The organism is Hymenobacter siberiensis (assembly GCF_018967845.1).
Lineage (GTDB): Bacteria > Bacteroidota > Bacteroidia > Cytophagales > Hymenobacteraceae > Hymenobacter > Hymenobacter siberiensis.
In genome coordinates this window covers 449,201-468,880 of the sequence record NZ_JAHLZZ010000001.1, presented here as the reverse complement: position 1 = coordinate 468,880, position 19,680 = coordinate 449,201, and the positions used below count along the sequence as shown (strand labels likewise).

Annotated in this window: 18 protein-coding genes and 1 pseudogene; 13 read left to right on the top strand and 6 right to left on the bottom strand. The window is 62.2% G+C overall.

Going from position 1 to position 19,680, the window contains the following annotated elements; genetic code table 11:
- Positions 1-223: 223 nt before the first annotated feature.
- Together KQ661_RS02055 and porW are read right to left on the bottom strand one after the other, a co-directional pair.
- The gene (locus KQ661_RS02055) at positions 224-2,521 is read right to left on the bottom strand and encodes a penicillin-binding protein 1A (protein WP_317196056.1); all 2,298 of its coding nucleotides are present in this window, start codon (positions 2,519-2,521) and stop codon (positions 224-226) included.
- A gap of 276 nt (positions 2,522-2,797) precedes the next feature.
- Complete coding sequence (gene porW, locus KQ661_RS02050) at positions 2,798-6,232, bottom strand: type IX secretion system periplasmic lipoprotein PorW/SprE (RefSeq protein WP_216685529.1); 3,435 nt, start codon at positions 6,230-6,232, stop codon at positions 2,798-2,800.
- A 172-nt stretch (positions 6,233-6,404) separates the two neighbouring features.
- Between porW and KQ661_RS02045 the strand changes: the two genes are divergently transcribed.
- The 10 genes and pseudogenes from KQ661_RS02045 to KQ661_RS02000 all read left to right on the top strand — a co-directional run bounded on the left by KQ661_RS02045 (position 6,405) and on the right by KQ661_RS02000 (position 14,431).
- A complete protein-coding gene (locus KQ661_RS02045) occupies positions 6,405-6,638 on the top strand; it encodes an AtpZ/AtpI family protein (RefSeq protein WP_216679119.1) in 234 nt (77 codons plus the stop codon).
- Between the two features lie 139 nt (positions 6,639-6,777).
- A complete protein-coding gene (locus KQ661_RS02040; RefSeq protein ID WP_216679118.1) occupies positions 6,778-7,182 on the top strand; it encodes a hypothetical protein in 405 nt (134 codons plus the stop codon).
- Positions 7,183-7,221: 39 nt separating this feature from the next.
- Complete coding sequence (gene atpB, locus KQ661_RS02035; RefSeq protein ID WP_216679117.1) at positions 7,222-8,286, top strand: F0F1 ATP synthase subunit A; 1,065 nt, start codon at positions 7,222-7,224, stop codon at positions 8,284-8,286.
- A 127-nt stretch (positions 8,287-8,413) separates the two neighbouring features.
- Positions 8,414-8,683 carry an ATP synthase F0 subunit C gene (gene atpE / locus KQ661_RS02030; protein ID WP_216679116.1) on the top strand — a complete coding sequence of 90 codons (270 nt, stop codon included), beginning with the start codon at positions 8,414-8,416 and terminating at the stop codon, positions 8,681-8,683.
- A 136-nt stretch (positions 8,684-8,819) separates the two neighbouring features.
- Positions 8,820-9,320: a F0F1 ATP synthase subunit B gene (atpF, locus tag KQ661_RS02025; protein WP_216679115.1), complete on the top strand. Its 501-nt coding sequence runs from the start codon at positions 8,820-8,822 to the stop codon at positions 9,318-9,320.
- Positions 9,321-9,440: 120 nt separating this feature from the next.
- The gene (atpH, locus tag KQ661_RS02020) at positions 9,441-10,001 is read left to right on the top strand and encodes an ATP synthase F1 subunit delta (RefSeq protein WP_216679114.1); all 561 of its coding nucleotides are present in this window, start codon (positions 9,441-9,443) and stop codon (positions 9,999-10,001) included.
- A gap of 84 nt (positions 10,002-10,085) precedes the next feature.
- Positions 10,086-11,669 carry a F0F1 ATP synthase subunit alpha gene (atpA, locus tag KQ661_RS02015; protein WP_216679113.1) on the top strand — a complete coding sequence of 528 codons (1,584 nt, stop codon included), beginning with the start codon at positions 10,086-10,088 and terminating at the stop codon, positions 11,667-11,669.
- A 93-nt stretch (positions 11,670-11,762) separates the two neighbouring features.
- Positions 11,763-12,647 carry an ATP synthase F1 subunit gamma gene (gene atpG / locus KQ661_RS02010; RefSeq protein ID WP_216679112.1) on the top strand — a complete coding sequence of 295 codons (885 nt, stop codon included), beginning with the start codon at positions 11,763-11,765 and terminating at the stop codon, positions 12,645-12,647.
- A 253-nt stretch (positions 12,648-12,900) separates the two neighbouring features.
- Positions 12,901-13,254, top strand: a complete 354-nt coding sequence (locus KQ661_RS02005) for a T9SS type A sorting domain-containing protein (protein ID WP_216679111.1) — start codon at positions 12,901-12,903, stop codon at positions 13,252-13,254.
- Between the two features lie 82 nt (positions 13,255-13,336).
- Positions 13,337-14,431: pseudogene (locus KQ661_RS02000) on the top strand (DUF7149 domain-containing protein).
- A gap of 298 nt (positions 14,432-14,729) precedes the next feature.
- Here KQ661_RS02000 and KQ661_RS01990 read toward each other — a convergent pair.
- From KQ661_RS01990 to KQ661_RS01975, 4 genes are all read right to left on the bottom strand, one after another.
- A complete protein-coding gene (locus KQ661_RS01990; RefSeq protein WP_216679109.1) occupies positions 14,730-15,203 on the bottom strand; it encodes a hypothetical protein in 474 nt (157 codons plus the stop codon).
- Positions 15,204-15,349: 146 nt separating this feature from the next.
- Positions 15,350-15,688: an HAD family hydrolase gene (locus KQ661_RS01985; protein ID WP_317196142.1), complete on the bottom strand. Its 339-nt coding sequence runs from the start codon at positions 15,686-15,688 to the stop codon at positions 15,350-15,352.
- A 21-nt stretch (positions 15,689-15,709) separates the two neighbouring features.
- Positions 15,710-15,877, bottom strand: a complete 168-nt coding sequence (locus tag KQ661_RS01980) for an HAD family hydrolase (protein ID WP_216679107.1) — start codon at positions 15,875-15,877, stop codon at positions 15,710-15,712.
- Between the two features lie 60 nt (positions 15,878-15,937).
- A complete protein-coding gene (locus KQ661_RS01975; protein ID WP_216679106.1) occupies positions 15,938-16,105 on the bottom strand; it encodes an HAD family hydrolase in 168 nt (55 codons plus the stop codon).
- A 69-nt stretch (positions 16,106-16,174) separates the two neighbouring features.
- On the opposite strand from KQ661_RS01975, the gene pafA reads away from it, so the two are divergent.
- From pafA to KQ661_RS01960, 3 genes are all read left to right on the top strand, one after another.
- Entirely contained in the window at positions 16,175-17,881 is a 1,707-nt protein-coding gene (pafA, locus tag KQ661_RS01970; RefSeq protein ID WP_216685525.1) for an alkaline phosphatase PafA, read from the top strand.
- A 132-nt stretch (positions 17,882-18,013) separates the two neighbouring features.
- Positions 18,014-18,565, top strand: coding sequence for an inorganic diphosphatase (locus KQ661_RS01965; protein ID WP_216679104.1), 552 nt, complete (start codon positions 18,014-18,016; stop codon positions 18,563-18,565).
- A 192-nt stretch (positions 18,566-18,757) separates the two neighbouring features.
- Positions 18,758-19,642, top strand: a complete 885-nt coding sequence (locus KQ661_RS01960; RefSeq protein ID WP_216685524.1) for a UbiA prenyltransferase family protein — start codon at positions 18,758-18,760, stop codon at positions 19,640-19,642.
- Positions 19,643-19,680: the final 38 nt, after the last annotated feature.

Below are 19,680 nucleotides of genomic sequence, written 5' to 3'. Positions count from 1 at the left end.
CGCAGATTGTCGCTGATTAACCGTGATTACGCTGATTCAGCCGGCGTGTTGGGAAGGAGGGAGGTGGGGCGCTAAAAAGGAGTCCCCTTGGAGGGCAAAGAGGTGTCATCGATAACAAAAAATGACCGGCAAAAGTCGCCGGCCATTCCTTATAAAACCGCCGCTTGCGTGATTCAGCTAAAAGAATCAGCGAAATCACGGTTAATCAGCGGTAATCTGTGATTTATATGTCCTTATCGTCCAGGTCGCCGGCGTCGGGCACCTGCATTTTCTGGTCTGCGGGAATGGTGTCGCGCTGGCCGCCGTAGTATTTCGAGCAGTCGATTTCGATGCTGAGCGGGGTGGCGGGCTTGGGGAAGGGGCCGGTGTTGATGCCGATGCGCTTGTCCTTGTACACTTTCTGCATGAATAGGCCGTAGAGCGGCAGGGCCTCGCGCGCGCCTTGGCCGTAGGTGCCGGTGCGGAAGTGGATGCTGCGGTCTTCGCCGCCCACCCACATGCCGCACACCAGGTCGGGGGTGATGCCCATGAACCAGGCATCGGAGTAGTTGCTGGTGGTGCCGGTTTTGGCCCCGATTTCATATGGAAACTTGAAGCCGGTGTGCAGGATGGTGCTGGTGCCGCCGGGCTCGGTGGTGCTGGCCTGCAGCATGTTGGTCATGATGTAGGCCGTTTCTTCGCTGAGCACTTCCCGGGTGCGGGGCACGAACTCGCGCAGCACGTTGCCATTCTTGTCCTCGATACGGGTCACCATGATGGGAGTGGTGTAAACGCCCTTGTTTACGAAGGTGGAATAGACACCGCACAGCTCGAAAATGCTGCAATCGGAGGTGCCGAAGCCCATCGATGGCACAGCATCGACCGGTGAGGTGATGCCGAGGCGCTTGGCGTAGGCGGCGATGGTTTCGGGGGTGAGCTTCATCACCAGCCAGGCTGTGATAGAGTTCATGGACCGGGCCAGCGCCTGGCGCAGGGTGAAGGTGCGGCCCGAGAAATTACCCTCGAAGTTGTGGGGCGTGTAGGCCGCCCGGCCCGCCACGGCGGGGAAGGTGGTGGCCACGTCGGGGCGCGGGTAGCAGGGCGAGTAGCCCTGGTCGATGGCCGCCACATACACGATGGGTTTGAACGTGGAGCCGGGCTGGCGCTTGCCCTGCCGCACGTGGTCGAACTTGAAGAACTTGTAGTTGGGGCCGCCCACCCAGGCCTTAATCTGGCCGTTGAGCGGGTTCATGGCCATGAAGCCGGCCTGCAGGTAGCGCTTGTAGTACTCGAGCGAGTCGTAGGGCGACATCAGCATCTCCTTCTCGCCCTGCCAGGAGAATACCTGCATCTTGTACTTCTTATGCAGGTAGTAGTTCACCGAGTCGCGGTTGCCGTCGTACTGGGCCATCAGCGACTTGTAGCGCTGGGTGCGGCGCATGGAGTTCACCAGGAAGTTGGGGATGATTTTGCCGTTTTCGTCGCGCCAGGGCAGCTGGCCCTTCCAGTGGGCCGAAAACCACTTCTGCTGGAGCGTCATGTGTTCGGCCAGCGACTGCTCGGCGTGCTGTTGCATGCGCGAGTCAATGGTAGTGTAGATTTTCAGGCCGTCGGCGTACAGGTCGTGGTCGGTTTCCTTGGCCCAGCTTAGCAGCGATTTCACCACCTCGGCCCGGAAATAGGGGGCCAGGCCCTTGCTGGGGTTCTCCACGGAGTAGTGCAGCACAATGGCCTTGGCTGTGTCCTGGGCCAGCTCGGTGGTGGTGATGTAGTTCGACTTAGCCATCTGGCGCAGCACCCAGTTGCGGCGCTTGCGCGAGCGGTCGGGGTGCACCACGGGGCTGAAGCGGCCCGGTGCGTTCACGATGCCCACTAGCGTGGCGGCCTCGGGCGTGCTCAGGTTTTTGGGCGACTTGTTGAAGAACGTCTTGGCTGCCGTGTTGATGCCGAAGGCGTTGGAACCGTATTCCACGGTGTTGAAGTACATCCGGATGATTTCGCGCTTCGTGTAGTTGCGCTCCAGCCGGATGGCCAGAATCCATTCTTTCGTTTTGGTGATGAGCAGGCCGAGCTTGCCGGTGCCGTTCAGGGTGCCGTCGTTGAGGTCGCCCCGGGTGCGAAACAGCACCTTGGCCACCTGCTGCGTGAGCGTGGAGCCGCCGCCGTTGTGCGAGAAGGTGAGCACACCGGTTACGGCCCGTAGCACGCTCTTGGCATCAATGCCCGAGTGCTGCTCGAAACGCACGTCCTCGGTGGCGATGAGGGCGTCAATCAGGTTCTGGGGCAGCTCTTTGAAATCGACGGGCGTGCGGTTCTCGCGGAAGTATTTGCCCAGCAGTATACCATCGGCCGAATAAATCTCGGAGGCCAGCTCCGAGCGCGGGTTTTCGAGGCTTTTGAGGTTGGGCATGCGCCCGAACAGGTCCAGGAAGTTGCCGCTCACGGCCAGCACAAACAGCGCCAGCCCCACTACACCCACGCCAAACAGCAGCCACATGGTGCGCACAAACGCCGTAAATCGCCCCGAACGAACCGGTTTCAAAGGTTGGGGCTTGGGACGACGGGCAGGAGGGGTATTGGGCATTGAGGGAGTTAAGAGTTAGGGGTTAAAAGTTAAGAGTTTAGGACTTATGCAGTTGAAACACCAACCAGCTGAAAAACAGCAATATAACAAATATACGTCTTGAATACAAGTCGTTAATTTTCAGTTTACACAGCTTTTGAAGTGCGTAAGTCCTAGCGTTAAAACTTAGGCCGGCCTAACCACGGTGCAAAGGTCCGAATGCCAACTCGTAACTCATAGCCCCTAACTTTTAACTCATTTATACACGCGCTGGTAGAAGGTCAAATACCCCGCCAAATCGCCGCTAATCTGGAGCAAAGCCAGATTTTCGGGGCTAATGACGAGCGTCTGATAGCCCGCGCCGTGCAGCTTGCCCAGTGGCGACTGCGGCCCGCGCAGCTTGGTGGCGTAGCTCTGGGCTATTTTGGCCCACGGCAGCGCTTTCACCACCACTAACTCCTGGTCGGCTCCCAGCGGCACCGATTCAACCGTGAGGTTATTCGCCTTGAAAAAACGACTGTTGTAAGTAGCCAGCTGAGCCGCCAGCCCCGTGGTAGCGGGCGAGTCTTTCGGAAACACCAGCACCACCGTGTGCGGACTGTTTAGCTGGGTGGTGTAGGCCACGGCCGGGGCCGACGAAGCCGTACTGGCCCCGGCTACGGGCGTGGGCATAGCTGCCGGAGCCGTCGTTGCGGGAGTTGGGGTGCCCGGTGCAGGAGCCGTAGTGCCGGGGGTAACACCCGCTGCCGCCGCCGCTTTGGCAGCGGCAGCTTTCGCGGCAGCCTCGTCGGCCAGCTGCTTGCGGGTGGGCCGGCCCTTGCGGACCGGGGCCGCCGTTGTGGGGGTAGTTGCCGTCGGGGCACCGTTGGTAGCGGCAGCGGGAAGTGGTGCGGCCGTTGGTGCGGTAGGAGTGGGGCTGCCACCCGTAGCAGCCGGCAAAGTGCCCGCCGCCGAAGCTGCTGCTGCAGCGGCTGCTTTTTTCGCCGCCGCTTCATCGGCCAGTTGCTTGCGCGTGGGCCGACCTTTCCGCACCGGAGCTGCCGCAACTGGTGCCGCTCCCGGCGTGAGGGCCGCGTTGGTAGCCGGAGCAGTACCCAGGGCCGCCGTTGAGGGGGGCATAGTTGAGCCTGTGGCTTCGGCCGCGCTCTTCGCTTCTTGCCGGATATCAGCCGCCGAGCGCCGGGGCATGGCCCGCATCGCATCCGGTGCGGGCGTGGCAGGGGCCGGCGCTGCTGGGGCCGGGGCTGGCGTAGTCGGACCCAGGGCTTTGGCCGGGCTATCCCCTTCGCGATACACAATGCGCATTCGGTTATCAATTTCGCCGGGGCGGAAGATGGACACCACGGGCTTTTCGGTGGAAGCCAGCGCGCCGGCAATCTGGCCATCGTCCTTCTTCTGATAGGTGGCGGCCAGCGCCTGGGCCTGCGGCACTAGGGGGCTTTCCGGGAAATCCTTGTAGAATTTCTCCACCGAGGAGCGGGCCGTGAGCGGCGGCTGGGTTCGAATCACCAGCAGCGTTTTCAGGTAGGCCACCCGGTCGTTGAGGTCACTTTTGGGGTATTGCTGCTCGGTGCGCGCCAGTACGGTCGTGGCCTTGCGGAACTCCTGGTTCTTGTAATACGTGAAGGCCGAATCGACGCGACTGGCCACGGCGTTGTGCAGGGCCAGCTCGTGCTCGCGGTACAGCGGGTCGGCAATCAGCTTGGCGTAGAGTGACTTCGGGAACTCGCGCTGCAGCGCCGCCGCGTATTGGGCAGTTTTGGCCGCGTCGGGCTTGTCTTTGTAGTAGAGGTATAGCAGGTAGTAGGCATCGGGGGCATGTTCACCGCGCACGTAGCGGGTCACCTGCTTCTCGTAGGTTTCGAAGCCCTTTTCACGCTCCTTCAGCTGCTCTTTGTAGATGCCGCCCAACTCGTACAGCGCGCCTTCTACCTGCGTATCGGAAGCCGCCAGCTGGGTGGGCGTGGTGGGAATATCCTTGCGGTACTGCGCTACCAGGGCATCCTTGGCTGCGTTGGGGTTGGCGGCGGCGGCGGCCACGGCCGCCGAGTCGGACCGGCCGCCATTCACCAGCGTGCTGCCGTTGCCGGTGATGGAGATGGGCGCACCACCATTGGCGATGTTGTTGGTCGAGCTGCTGCCCGTGCGGCTGGTGCGCCAGTTGTCCTGCAATGGTCGGTTCTGCCATTTGCGCAGAAAGTCGGCGCGGGCCGTGCCCAGCGTGGCGGGGTTGTCGAAGTACCACTGCGCACCCGAAGCCACCGCCGTCGGGTCGAATGACAGCGGGTCGGCGCTGGGTGCGCCACCGGGCAGGTTGCTGCCCAGGCCACTGCTGCTGGAACTGGTGCGGCCGGCAAACTCGGCGGCGGCCGCCTGTTTCTTTTGCTGAGCCGCCAAGCGGTCGGCGGCCACTTTCTGGGCTGCCAGCTCAGCCTCGGCGTAGGCAACGAGCTGCTGGTTAAGGGCATCGGGTGCCAGGCGGGCCAGCGCCTGCAAGCTGTCCTGCGTTTCGATAATGGTGTACTGTTTGGCAAAATCCTTCAGGATGCCGCTGCGCTCCTTGATGGCGGCGTAGGTTTTGGCTTCCTTGTTCAGGTTCTGCACCGTGCTGTCGTAGTAGGCCGCCGCGAGGCGGTACTTCTGCAGGTTTTCGTAGTATATGCGCCCAGCCAGCAAGTAGGTATAGCTTTTCTGGAGGCGGCTGGTGGTGGTGGCTTTAATAGATTGCCGCAGCAGTTTCAGCGCCTCCGGGTATTTCTTTTCGCGGTAGTTCAGCCGCGCCATCTCATAGTATATCTTGTCGCGGTAGTCCTTGTTCTTTGTGTCTTTCAGCAGGTTGACAAAGTTCTTGTTCAGCTTCACCCGGTCGGTCGCGCTCAGGTCCGATACCTGCGGCAGCATCAGCTTGGCCTGGAAATCCAGCTCGTACGGCGGGTTGCGAGCGATAATCTGGTCGAGCTGCTCGTAGGCCTTTTTATTCTCGCCGGCATCTTGGTACAGCTGCGCCAGAATGTAGCGCGTGCGCGACTGCTCGTTCTTAAACTCAATCAGCGGAATAGCCTTTTCCAGCTCCGGAATGGCCTTGGCCGGTTCCTCCGTGCGGATGTAGTAGTCGGCCCGCGTCAGAAATAGCTGGCGCGCATCCTGCGGCAGGCCCTTTTCCTTGTCCAGCAAGTCCGATACCGCTTTGGCGCTTTCCAGCTCGCCCTGCGCCACGAAGGTCCGCATCAGTCCAATCAGCGCTTCGTGCTTGGCATTGGCGTCCTTGCCGGTCGAGTTTACGTACTTAAACGTCTGGCCAGCATCGTCAAACTGCATCAGATAGAAGCGCGCCCAGCCCACCAGTATGTAGGCATCATCGGTCCAGTCCGAGCCCGGCCGGTTCTGAATCGGCATCGATGCCTTCTTGATAATATCGTTCAAATCGGCGCGGTTGGCCTTCACGCTGGCGCTGTCCAGCGTCGGGAACAGCGGCAGCGTCTGGTTGTAGTCGTTCACGCGGGCCGCGTACATCTTGTCCTCGGCCGTCTGCAGCTTCACGCGGGCCAGGAAGTAGGCGTTGTCGCGGGCGGCCACGTTGTTGAAGGCGTGAGCCACCAGGTTTTTGTCCGATGCGCAGCCCGCCGCTCCCACGCCCAGTAGGAAGGCGAGCAGCGCGGCCCAGCGATATGTCAGCGAATAATGTGTCAAAATCAAAGCAAGGGAAAGGACGGCCCGGAGCAGCCGGAACGCCCAAAGCAGCCGGAAATGTTCGACGGCTCTGCCAGATAACGAAGCCGCACGGGTAAAATTACGTTTTTCCCCGGGCAAACGTAGCCCCGCCCGCGCCGTAACTTTGCCAGCCGTCTCTCCCTCACCGCCCATGTCCACCCCGCCCGACCCGCAGCCCGCCGGCACCAACCGCCTGCAGGCCGTCATGAAATACTCCGGCCTGGCCTTCCAGATGCTGGCCATCATCGGGGGCAGTGCTTGGCTGGGCACCTGGCTCGACGGCCGTTTGCACACCCAGCCCTGGCTCACCATTGGGCTGCTGCTGCTGGGCGTGTTCCTGGCCGTGTTTCAGGTTATCCGCAGCCTCACCAAAGAATCGCTTTAAGTACGAACCCACTGTCATGCCGAGCGCAGCCGAGGCCTCTCGCGTGCAATAGCAACTCAATCGTTGAAAGATTAGTGGGGGCACGCGAGAGGCCTCGGCTACGCTCGGCATGACGTCGTATCAGCCCCAATCTATGTCTATGTCCAAGTTCCTGCGTCAGTTTCTGCTCTTCACCGCCGCGCTGGGACTGCCCATCTACGTCCTGCAACGCCTCTACGGCGCGGCCGTAGTGCACCCGCGCACTGGGCTCATTTTTGCCGTCATGGCCGCGCTCACGTACTTCGCCTACACCCTCACGGCGCGCCTTGTGGCCCGCTCGCCCGATAACCTCGGCACGGGCTACCTCATCGGCATGACGGTCCGGCTGCTGGTGTCGCTGGGCCTTGTTACTTGGCTGCTGGCCGGCGGCATTGCCCGCGAGCCGAGGGGCATCTGGACCTTCCTCGGAGCCTTCTTTATCCTGTACTTTTCGTGGGCCGGGTTTGAAATCTGGGCTACTTTGAGTAACTTGCGGCCGATTTCAGGAAAGCAAGTAACGCAATGATAGTGCGTTAGCCCGGAATTAGTCATTAATTAACTTTGAATGAAGCGTTTACTCTCGATTCTCCTCTGCTTCGTCTCCCTGTCCGTTTTTGCTAACGAACCCGCTGCCGAGGGCGAAAAAGCCGAAGGCTTCAATCCCGGTGAAATGATTTTGCACCACATCGGCGATTCGCACGAGTGGCATTGGCTGGCCACCGATACCGGCAATTTCACCACCTACCTGCCCATTATCGCCTACCGCCCCGGCAAAGGGGTTTCGATATTCTCCTCCGAGAAAATCTCGAACGGCGAAGGAGAAGCCAGCGGCAAGGAGTATGATGGCCTAAAGCTCGACCACGAAAAGCTCGTGAGCACCGATGGCAGCAAGCTCTACGACTTCTCCATCACCAAAAACGTTGCCGGCCTCATCGGCAGCGCCGTGCTGATGCTGGTGGTGTTTATCTCCGTAGCCAGCGGCTACCGCAAGAACCACGGCCATGCCCCCAAGGGCATCCAGTCGTTCTTCGAGCCCATCATCGTCTTCATCCGCGACGAAGTAGCCAAGAAAAACATCGGCCCCAAGTACGAGCGCTACATGCCGTACCTGCTCACGGTGTTCTTCTTCATCTGGTTCAACAACCTGCTCGGCCTCACGCCCGGCGCGGCCAACCTCTCCGGCAACATCGCCGTGACCATGGTCTTGGCCCTGATGACGCTGGTTATCACCCTGGCCTCGAGCAATAAGTACTACTGGGCGCACATTTTCGCCACGCCCGGCGTGCCCAAGCCCTTGCTGCCCATCATGATTATCGTGGAAGTAATTGGTATTTTCACCAAGCCCTTCTCGCTCATGATTCGTCTGTTCGCCAACATCACGGCGGGCCACATCGTGGTGCTGAGCTTTATCAGCCTGGTGTTCATCTTCAAATCGTGGGCTGTCGCTCCGGTGACGCTGGCTTTCGGCCTGTTCATCAACGTGCTCGAATTGCTGGTGGCCCTGCTCCAGGCGTTCATTTTCACTTTGCTGACTTCGATGTACATCGGCGGCGCAGTAGAGGAGCATCACGATGCCGACATGCAAATAGGCTACAGCGACGACTCGGAAGCTGCCCACGCTGCCCACTAATCTGATTTAACCGGCCGGGTGCCCGCCACCCGCCAACTGGCTGTTTCGGCCAGCCCGTGGCAATCCCCCCCCCCTCCCCGCCGCGGGACTGACGAACTTTTTCTTTTTCCCCTTTTTCTTTTTTATTATGCTTCTCTCTTTGTTTTTGCAAGCCATGGCGGCCAACTACGGTCCCGGTCTGGCAGTAATGGGTGCCGGTATCGGTGCAGGTCTGGTTGCTTTGGGCGTTGGCCTGGGTATCGGTCGCATCGGCGGCAGCGCCATGGATGCTATCGGCCGTCAGCCGGAAGCTTCGGGCAAAATCCAGACGGCAATGATTATCGCCGCCGCGCTGATTGAAGGTCTGGGCCTGTTCGCAGTCGTAGTCTGCGTGCTTATCTGGACCAAACTCGTTTAGTAACGGGCCGGGCTTTGGGCCCGGAAGTAGTTGGAAGCCCGCCGCCCGCTGCTGCAACATGCAGTTGGCGCGGCGGGCTTACCTGCTCCTAATCTGCCTAATTGATTAGTTGACATTTTTTAAAAATACCCTATCAATGCTGCCAGCTTTTTTATCCCCTGAACTCGGCCTGATTTTCTGGCAACTGGTCATCTTCCTGCTGGTGTTGTTCCTGCTGGGCAAGTTTGCCTGGAAGCCGATTCTGCTCGCCCTCAAAGAGCGTGAAGACAACATCGAAGGTGCTCTGCGCATGGCCGACCAGGCCAAAATCGAAATGCAGCAGCTGAAAGCCGGCAACGAGAAGTTGCTGACCGATGCCCGCCTCGAGCGCGACCGAATGATGCAGGAAGCCGCTCAAATGGCCAACCAGTACCGCGAAACCGAAAAGGCCCGCGCCACCGCCGAAGCCAACACCATCATCCAGCAAGCCCGCGAAGCCATCCAGCAGGAGAAAAACGCAGCCCTGGCCGAGGTGAAAAATACCGCCGCCAAGCTCTCGCTCGACATTGCCGAGCGCATCCTGCGCCGTGAGCTGACCGACCCTGCCGCCCAAACGCAGCTGGTCGATTCTTACCTGAAAGACGTCAATCTTAACTAATGTCTGTCATGCTGACGAAGGAAGCATCTTATCGCGGCTGCTTTCGTCAGATTTAGCTTACCGAGCGGCGCGAACCTGATAAGATGCTTCGCCAGCTCAGCATGACAACCTCAAAATAATATGGCTGACCAACGAGTAGCGGCCCGCTACGCCAAGTCGCTCCTCGACTTGGGCAAGGAGATGGGCACCCTGAGCGCAGTGAAAGCGGACATGGACCTGCTGAGCAAGACCATGGCCCAAAGCCGCGACCTGCGCCTGCTGCTACGCAATCCGATTGTGAAGCACGACAAGAAACTGGCCATCCTGAACGCCATTTTCGGCGGTAAGGTATCGGACATGACCCTGCGCTTCTTCACTATTCTGACCAATAAAAACCGCGAGTCGGCGATTGAAGGGATTGGGCCGGAGTTTCTGGCGCAGTACAACAGCATGCAGGGCATTCAGTCGGCCGAAGTAACGTCGGCCACGGCCCTCACGCCGGCTGCCCGCGCCGAAATGCAGGCATTGGTGACCAAGCAGACCGGCCTCACCGAGGTGCAGCTCACCGAGAAAGTTGACCCCGAGCTTATCGGTGGCTTCGTGCTGCGGGTGGGCGATAATCAGATTGACGATTCCGTGCGCACCAGCCTGCGCAAGCTGCGCACGTCGCTGCAAGAAAATTCTTACCAACAAAAACTGTAGGGTGTAGGGAAGTTGGGATAGGGGACACGCTCCCGCCGTCCCCACCCCATATCCCGAATTCCCTATACCTTATTCCCCCCAAAAATGGCAGAAGTACGTCCGGACGAAGTCTCCGCAATCCTGCGGCAGCAATTGTCCAATTTCAAGTCGGAAGCCGAGCTGGAAGAAGTCGGCACCGTATTGCAGGTCGGCGACGGCGTGGCCCGCATCTACGGCCTGAGCAAAGCCCAGGCCGGCGAGCTGATTGAGTTTGAGAACGGCCTGCAGGCCCTCGTGCTCAACCTGGAAGAAGACAACGTGGGTGCCGTGATGCTGGGCGACTACTCGGAAATCCGGGAAGGCTCTACGGTGAAGCGCACCAAGAAAATCGCCTCTATCAAAGTGGGCGAGGGCATTGTGGGCCGCGTGGTAAACACGCTGGGCCAGCCCATCGACGGCCGGGGCCCCATAACGGGCGAGCTGTATGAGATGCCCCTGGAGCGCAAAGCTCCCGGCGTAATCTTCCGTCAGCCCGTAACCGAGCCGATGCAAACCGGCATCAAGTCGATTGACGCGATGATTCCGATTGGCCGTGGCCAGCGCGAGCTGATTATCGGTGACCGCCAGACCGGCAAATCGGCCGTGGCCATCGATACCATCATCAACCAGCGCGAGTTCTTCGAGGCCGGCCAGCCGGTGTATTGCATCTACGTGGCCATCGGCCAGAAGGCTTCTACGGTGGCCCAGGTAGTGCAGGCCCTCACCAAGGGCGGTGCAATGGACTACACCGTGGTGGTGGCCGCTTCGGCTTCCGACCCAGCTCCGCTGCAGTTCTACGCGCCCTTCACGGGTGCTGCTATTGGTGAGTTCTTCCGCGATACGGGTCGTCCGGCCCTGGTGGTTTACGATGACTTGTCGAAGCAGGCCGTAGCTTACCGTGAGGTGTCGCTGCTGCTCCGTCGTCCTCCGGGCCGCGAGGCATACCCCGGCGATGTGTTCTATCTGCACAGCCGTTTGCTGGAGCGGGCCGCTAAAATCAACTCTTCGGACGAGATTGCGAAGAACATGAACGACCTGCCCGAGAGCATCAAGCACCTCGTGAAAGGCGGCGGTTCGCTGACCGCCCTGCCCCTGATTGAGACGCAGGCCGGCGACGTATCCGCCTACATCCCGACCAACGTGATTTCGATTACGGACGGCCAGATTTTCCTCGAGACCAACCTGTTCAACTCGGGCGTGCGCCCGGCCATTAACGTGGGTATCTCGGTATCGCGCGTGGGTGGTAACGCCCAGATTAAGTCGATGAAGAAAGTGGCCGGTACGCTGAAGCTCGACCAGGCCCAGTTCCGCGAGTTGGAAGCCTTCGCCAAGTTCGGCTCCGACCTCGATGCCTCGACCAAGCTCACCATCGAGCGCGGCCGTCGCAACCTCGAAATTCTGAAGCAGCCCCAGTACTCGCCCGTGAAGGTGGAGGACCAGGTGGCCATCATCTACGCCGCCACCAACGGCCTCCTCGACAACGTGCCCGTGAACCGCGTGCGTGAGTTTGAGAAGGAATTTGGTCAGGTGATGAACTCCCGCTACCCCGACGTGCTGAAGGCTCTGAAAGCCGGTAAGCTCGACGATACTGCCACCAAGGCGATGCGCGAAGTAGCGAAGGACGTGTCGGCGAACTACGCGGTGAAGTAAGTTAAAAGTTAAGAGTTAGGAGTTAAGAGTTGCCACTTAGTGGTTCTTAGCTCCTAACTCATCACTCTTAACTCCTAACTCTTAACTCTACAAATGGCCAGTTTAAAAGAAGTCCGTAGCCGCATTCAGTCGGTGAGCAGCACGCAGCAGATTACCAAAGCCATGAAAATGGTGGCGGCGGCCAAGCTGCGCCGTGCCCAGGACAACATTATCCGGATGCGGCCTTATGCCCAGCGGCTGAACGCCATCCTGACCAACCTGACGCGCAATGCCGACGACGACATTGTGAGCGAATACGGCGTGGCCCGGGAGGTGCGTAAGGTGCTGGTGATTGCCATTACCTCGGACCGGGGCCTGGCGGGCGCGTTCAACTCGAACGTGTTTAAGGGCGTGAACGCAGCCATTGCTTCGCGCTACGGCAACCTGCCGGCGGCCAGCATTTCGGTGATGGCCATTGGCAAGAAGGCGCATGACTACTACGGCCGTCGCGGCCAGACGGTGGGCGACTATACCCATGTCTTCACCAAGCTGTCGTTTGAGACGGTGCGGGCGGCGGCAGAAGTGGCCATGGATGGTTTCCGCAACGGCACTTACGACGAGGTGGTGATGGTATACAACGAGTTCCGGAACGTGGCGACGCAGATTATCCGCACTCAGCAGCTGTTGCCGCTGGTGCAGGAGCCCGCGCCCGTCACGGCTACGCCGGAGTCGAATGTGGACTACCTGTTCGAGCCTTCGAAAGAGGACATCGTGCAGACGCTGATTCCGCAGTCCATCAAGATTCAGCTTTACAAGGCGGTGCTGGAAAGTAATGCTTCGGAGCACGGTGCCCGCATGACGGCCATGGACAAGGCGACCGAGAATGCCGGGGAGCTGCTCAAGGCCCTCAAGCTGACTTATAACCGGACGCGTCAGGCGGCCATCACGACCGAGATTCTCGAAATCGTGGGTGGTGCTGAAGCGCTGGCGGCGGGGTAATTTCTGGCTTCCTGCACAATTTTAAAGGTCCCCTTCCGTTGGAAGGGGACCTTTTTTTTAGGGGGAATCGGTAAACGCGCACTTCAGCACTTCAGCACTTGAGTATGGGGAAAGGAGGGCTGACGAGGACGGCGGGGCGGGCAGGGCCGGTGCCCAGACGAACAATGATTTCAGCCCGGAGCGTCTGATGCCAGGATATGATGGCGCTTATTGCCGGTGGTCCCGGCGTTATTTTATCTAACCTATCCACGCTATGAGAAGCATCGTGTTATCGCCCCGTTTGGGTATGCTGGCAGTTCCGGCCTTGCTGGAACTGTGGGCACCGACAGCCCACGCGCAGGACCTGGCCCCGCTGGCCGACGTGAGCGTGTACCCCAACCCGGCGCACATTCGGGCCACGGTGCAGGTGCCGGCGGTGCCGGGGGCCGATACGGCCACTGTGACGCTCACTGATGCGCTCGGGGCCACCGTGTTTGAGCAGCCCGTGAGCCTGACCGGTGCCGGGGGCACCGCCGAAGTGCCGCTGCTGGGCCGCGTGCCCGGCCTGTACCGGGTGCAGGTGCGGGCGGGGGAGCAGCGCATAATGCGCACACTGAAGGTGGAGTAGGGGCGAGGCCTGCCCCCGGTCCGACCGCCCTGGGCGGTCGCGGGGCATCGGCCCGCACCCGCCCCGCCCTACATTTGCCCCCATGCTTCTACCCAGCCTGCTTACCCCCGACGCGGCCACTGCCCACCTGCGCCGCCTGCGACCCACTCCCGAACAGCTGGCCGAATTCCGCGCCCACCTGGCCGAGCTGCTGCGCCACCTCGACCCCACCAAGATTGAGCGGCACGGCGAAACCCACATTCTCGACTTCCTGCGCAGCGTGACCCGGCCCGCCGAGGGCGGCAGCCGCTACGGCAACGTGAACGGCAAGCGCGACCTGGTGCTGCACCTCGGCGACACGGCCGACTCGCCGGTGGGGGTGGTGCTGGAGGTGAAGGGCCCCAAGAACCCCGGCGAGATGCTGGCCCCAGACGACCTCAACCGCAAGGCTTTCCAGCAGCTGCTGCTCTACTACCTGGAAGACCGCACCGACGAGAAGGCCGACGACTTAAAGCGCCTCATCATCACGACGGGCTACGAGTGGTACGTGTTCGATGCCCTCGACTTCAACCGCCTGTTTTTCCGTGACAAGACGTTTGTGAAGGCCTTCCGCGACTGGAAGGCGGGCGCCAAGGCCGCCACCGATACCGCCTTTTTCTACCACAGCATTGCCGGCAAGCAGCTGGCCGCGCTGGCCGGCGAGCTGCGCGTGGCCTACGTGGACCTGCGCCCCGGCCTGCCCACCAAGCCCGCCGACCTGCTGGCCCTCTACCGCCTGTTTCACCCCGCCTACCTGCTGAAGGAGCCCCTGACGGGGCGACGCGACCCCAACACCCTCAACCAGGAGTTCTACAACGAGCTGCTGTACCTGGTGGGGCTGAAGGAAGACAAGCAGGGCGGCCTGCGCCGCATTGGCCGCTGCCCGGTGGGCGAGCGCCAGCCCGGCTCGCTGCTCGAAAACACGCTCAGCAAGCTGCACATCGGGCAGGGCTTGCAGAACATGCCCGCCGCCGAGCGCCCCACCTACGGCAACACCCTGGAAGCCTAGCTGGAGGAAGTGGCCCTGGCCCTGTGCCTGGTGTGGGTGAACCGCCTCCTGTTTCTGAAGCTGCTGGAGGGGCAGCTGGTGCGCTACCACGATGCCGCCGATGCCGCGCTGTATGGGGTGGCGCTGCCGGGGGCGGGCGGCGCGCTGTAGCGCGGACTTTTAGTCCGCGAGGGGAATCAGGGGGCTCGCGGCCTACAAGTCCGCGCTCCGACTGCCCCGAAACCCGTGCCAAGCGGGTTTAATCCCCCTGCCGAACGGGTTTCGGGCGGCGTGGGGCGGCCCGAAACCCGTTCGGAGGGGGTTAAATCCCCTTCCGAACGGGTTTTTGCGCGTTCGGAAGGGGATTCGGGGGGGCGGGCGGGGCAAAAAAGAAGCTCCGAACGGGTTTAAAGCCGTTCGGAGCTTGCAGGGGGCCGGGCAGCGCGGCGGAAAGGGGCGGCGGGGCGGGTTAGGCCTTGCTCGGGACGGTTTTGGCGGGGCGGCCGGGGAAGCGCTGGCGCAGGTCGTCGTAGGCGGCCTGGGCACCGGGCTGCTTCTGCTCGGCCAGGAACTTGATGTTTTTGTAAACCGGCGAGGCCTGGGCCATGCCTTCGGCCCCGGCCAGCATGGTGGTGCTGCCGAGGTCGAGGGCGAGCTGGGCGGCAAACTGTTCGAGGGGGGCCAGGTCGGCGGCCAGGCCCACGTCCTGCTTCAGCTCGTCGAAGCTGATGAAGGCGGGCACGAAGGCGGGGGAGTTGGCCGCGTAATCGAGAATTTTGGCCATGAAGCCGACGGATTTGTCGCCCATTTTCGCCAGGTTCTTGCGCTCGTCCGGCGTGAGGGCGTGCAGGTAGGGGGCGAGCACGGCGCGAGCCTGCTTGAGGTGGTCGAGGGCCTTGGCCAGCTCGGCGGGGGGAATGGCAGCGGTAATCTGATTAGACATCGGAAAGATGAGTGGTAGGTAGGAAAAAGAGAACCGGCGGCCCCAGCTGCCGGGCCCCGGGCGGGCCACGCGGCCCGCGTCGGAAAGGTGGGGATAAAATGTGGGATGTGCTGTCGTTCAACGGGGTGAGGCGCCCCGTTGCACGACTACCCGCGTCCTTTCCGGGCCTTCGGCGCTGCGGGCTGCTGCGCCAGCAGCTCCAGCAAGTGCTCGGGCGTGAAGCCCGTGAAGTCCTTGATGACGGTGAGCGGGGCCTGGAAATCTTTCGCCGCCAGCGTGGTGGCCACGGCCACGCAGCGCATACCAGCGCGGTAGGCGGCCTGCTCGCCGAGCACGGCATCTTCGAACACGATGCAGTCTTCCGGCTGTGCGCCCAGCCGGGCGGCGGTGCGGGAATAGGTGTCGGGGTGGGGCTTGCCCCGGGGCACGTCGTCTTTGCCGGCGACCACGTCAAAATAGCAGCGCAGGTCGAGGTGGTCGAGGATGTAGCTGAGCGTGGGGCCGCCCTAGCCGGTGCCGAGACCGATTTTAAAGCCCTCATCGCGGGCCGCTTGCAGGAAATCAACGAGGCCGGGCAGGGCGCGGCGCTTGCTCCGGTACAGGGTGCGGTAGAGGAGCTCGCGCTGCTCGGCGTAGCTGTCGCGCTGCTTTTTGGGGATGGCGTGCCGGAACATGCGTTGGATATTGAAGCTGTTTAGAAAGCGTAGAGACGCAAATATGCGTCTCTACGCTTTCTAAACAGCTTCAATATCGTCGGCGGGCATGCCGTTGAGGCGTTTGAGCAGGGGCCGGGCTTGGGTTGTGAGGCCCAGGTCGCGGAAGAGCAGCTGGAAGGCGCGGGCCTGCACAGGCGTGTTGTCGACGAGCACGCCGTCCATGTCGAAGAGGAGGGCTGGTTTCATAACCTGGCGTACGCACGGCGGGGCAAGCGCGGCGGTATCTTTGCCGGGCTTTCGCTCAATTGCCATTTCATGAAGAAACTTCTTGCCTTAGCTTTCCTGGCCTTGCCCACGCTGGCCGCCAAACCCGAAGACCCCGTGCCGCGCCCCAGGCTGGTGGTGGGCATCGTGGTCGACCAGATGCGCTACGACTACATTTACCGCTACTGGAGCAAGTACCCGGCCGGCGGCTTCCGGCGCTTGCTGGGCGAGGGCTTCAGCTACGAAAGCTGCCACTACAACTACGTGCCCACCTACACCGGCCCCGGCCACGCCAGCGTGTACACCGGCACCACGCCGGCCGTGCACGGCATTATCGGCAACAACTGGTGGGTGCGCGAGGAAGGCCGCGAAACCTACGTGACCGAGGACAAGACCGTGCAGGCCGTGGGCGGCACGGCGGCCGCCGGCCAGATGTCGCCGCGCTATATGCTTAGTACCACCATCACCGACGAGCTGCGCCTGGCCACGAATTTCCAGGCCAAAACCATTGGTGTGAGCATGAAGGACCGGGGCAGCATCCTGCCCGCCGGCCACTCGGCCACCGCCGCCTACTGGTACGACGGCACCAACGGCGCCTTCATCAGCAGCACCTTCTACCAGCCCACTTTGCCCGATTGGGTCACGAAGTTCAACGCCGCTGGCCACGCTGCCGAGTACCTGGCTAAGCCCTGGAACACGCTGCTGCCCATTGCCGGCTACACCGAAAGCTCGGCCGATGACGTGCCGTGGGAAGCCGCTTTCAAGGGCGAAAGCAAGCCCGTGTTCCCGCACGATCTGCCCGTGCTCTCGGCCGGGGCCCCCGCCTCGGTGCAGCCCGTCCTCAAAAACTCGGGCGATGGCAAGAACCCCCAGCCGCCCACCCAGAACCTCGACCTCATCCGCAGCACGCCTTTCGGCAACAGCCTGACCACCGACTTCGCCCTCGAAACCCTGCGCCAGGAGCAGATGGGCCAGCGCGGCATCACCGATTTCCTGGCCCTGAGCTACAGCAGCACCGACTACGTGGGCCACCAGTTCGGCCCCAACTCTATCGAAGCTGAGGACACCTACCTGCGCCTCGACCGCGAGCTGGCCCGCCTGTTTGAGGCCCTCGACAAGCAGGTGGGCCGGGGCCAGACCCTCGTTTTCCTCACTGCCGACCACGCGGCGGCCCATGCCGTGGGCTTCTCGCAGGCCCACCGGCTGCCCGGCGGCGGCGTAGGGCCGTCCGTTATCCGCGACTCGGTGCAGCGCGCCCTCACCCGCCAGTACGGCGCCGGCCAGTGGGTGCTCAGCTACGAAAACCAGCAGGTGTACCTCAACCGCCCGCTGCTCAAAAAGAAGAATATTGACCTCGGCAAAGCCCAGCAGGACGTGGCCGCCGCCCTGCTCACCCTGCCCGGCGTCACGCAGGCTCTCACCGCCCTCGACCTGCAGCGCGCCCACTGGAGCGAGGGCCTGGGCATGTACCAGGAAAACGGTTTCTACGCCCCGCGCTCCGGCGATGTGCTCACCGTGCTGGCCCCCGGCTGGCTCGAAGCCTACGCCTATCCCGTAGTGAAAGGCACCACCCACGGCTCGGCCGGCGCGTATGATACGCACGTGCCGCTGCTGTTCTGGGGCTGGGGCGTGAAGCACGGCGAGTCGTCGGCTGCGGTGCACACCATTGACATCGCGCCCACCATCGCGCAGTTTCTGCACATTCAGGAGCCCAGCGGCTGCTCGGGGGTGCCGCTGCGCGAGGTGCTGGGAAGGTAACCGTAGTTCCCGTCTGCTCGCTGCGCTCACGCGCGGACTCGCAGAGTCCGCGCTACATTTTTATTAACAAACTCCCCCATCCGCTTGTAATTTTGTCATTGGCCGTCAGATAGGCGGCTGCTTTCCCTGAATATGACCCACTTCAACCCCTGGCACGACGTGTCGCGCGGCGACGAAACTCCTACCGTCGTCCAGTCCATCATCGAAATTCCTAAAGGCAGCAAAGGCAAGTACGAGCTCGACAAGGAAAGCGGCCTGCTGAAGCTCGACCGCGTGCTGTTCTCGGCCGTGCACTACCCGGCCGCCTACGGCTTCATTCCGCAAACCTATTGCGACGACAAAGACCCGCTGGATATTCTGGTGCTCTGCTCGGTTGACATCGTGCCCATGTGCCTGGTGGAGGCCAAGGTCATCGGCGTAATGCAGATGGTGGACCAGAACGAGGAAGATGATAAAATCATCGCCGTAGCTGCCCACGACATTTCGGTGAACCACTACAACGACATCTCCGACCTGCCGCCCCACACGCTGCTCGAAATGCGCCGCTTCTTCGAGGACTACAAGGCCCTGGAGCACAACAAGCACGTTACCGTGGAGCGCTTCATGGGCAAGGAAGATGCCTACCGCATCATCAACGACAGCATCAAGCTCTACGAAGAGACGTTCGGCGACCGCAAGGCGTAATCGCCGTTTCGGAATCGCTGCGCTATCGCGCGAACTGAACGTTCGCGCGATAGCGCAACCGGACACAGGCCCCGAAATTTTCTTTCGGCCCGCCAGAACGATTCGACCGATTTCGTTCTGGCGGGCCGAAAGGAAATTTTGGGGTTCGCGTTTCAGGCCCACCCAACGGGCCCCGCCTTCTACCTTCGCTCCGTGGATGCTTCCGTTTCCGTCGCTGCCCCCGGGGCCGGCCCCCGCCTGTGGCGGCGGGTCCTCGATGCCATACTGTTTAGCAGCGTGTGGCTGGCCGGCGCGGCGGCGGCCCAAACGGCGGCCTCGTTCCGGCGCTGGCCAGCCGCCGATGGCGGCGTGAACGGCCGGGTGGTGGCACTGGTGTTTTCCGCCACTCTCCTGGTGTATAACCTCGATGCCGTGCTGCCCTTCAAGCACCGGCAGCCGGCCGCCGGCTCGGGGCGCAAGGCCTGGCAGCAGCGGCACCGCCAGCTGCTGGCGGGGCTGGCCGGCGCGGCGGCCCTGGCGGCCGGCTACCTTTTCCTGGTTGATGGCTGGTGGCGCTACCTGCCGGCGCTGCTGCCCCTCACGCTGCTGGCGCTGGTGTACTCGTGGCCGCTGGTGCGCTGGCAGGGGCAGCGCCGGGCCCTGCGCGAAGTGCCGCTGCTAAAGGGCTTTCTGATTGCCGGCGTGTGGTCGGCCATCACGGTGGGACTGCCCGCGCTGGCCCAGCACCGCCCGCTGGCCGAGGTGCTGGGGCTGTTGGCGCAACGCTTCTGCCTGGTGCTGGCCATCACCATTGTGTTCGACATCCGCGACCTGAGCCGCGACCGGGCGGCCGGCACCCAAACTTTCCCGGTGGTGCTGGGCGTGGCCGGCGCGCGGGCCGTGGCGCTGGCCTTCCTGGCCGGGGCCATGCTGCTGGGTTTCGAGCGCGGCGTGCCGCCGCTGGGGCTGGGGCTCACGGGGCTGGCGGCGGCGGCCGTAATTCTGCTGGCCGAGGAGCGGCGCTCCGACTACTTCTACGCCCTGCTGGCCGATGGCGTGCTGCTGGTGCCCGCCGTGCTGTACCTGGTGGGGAAGTAGCACCTGCTTCAGCTTCCGCCAGGACCGCACAACGATGC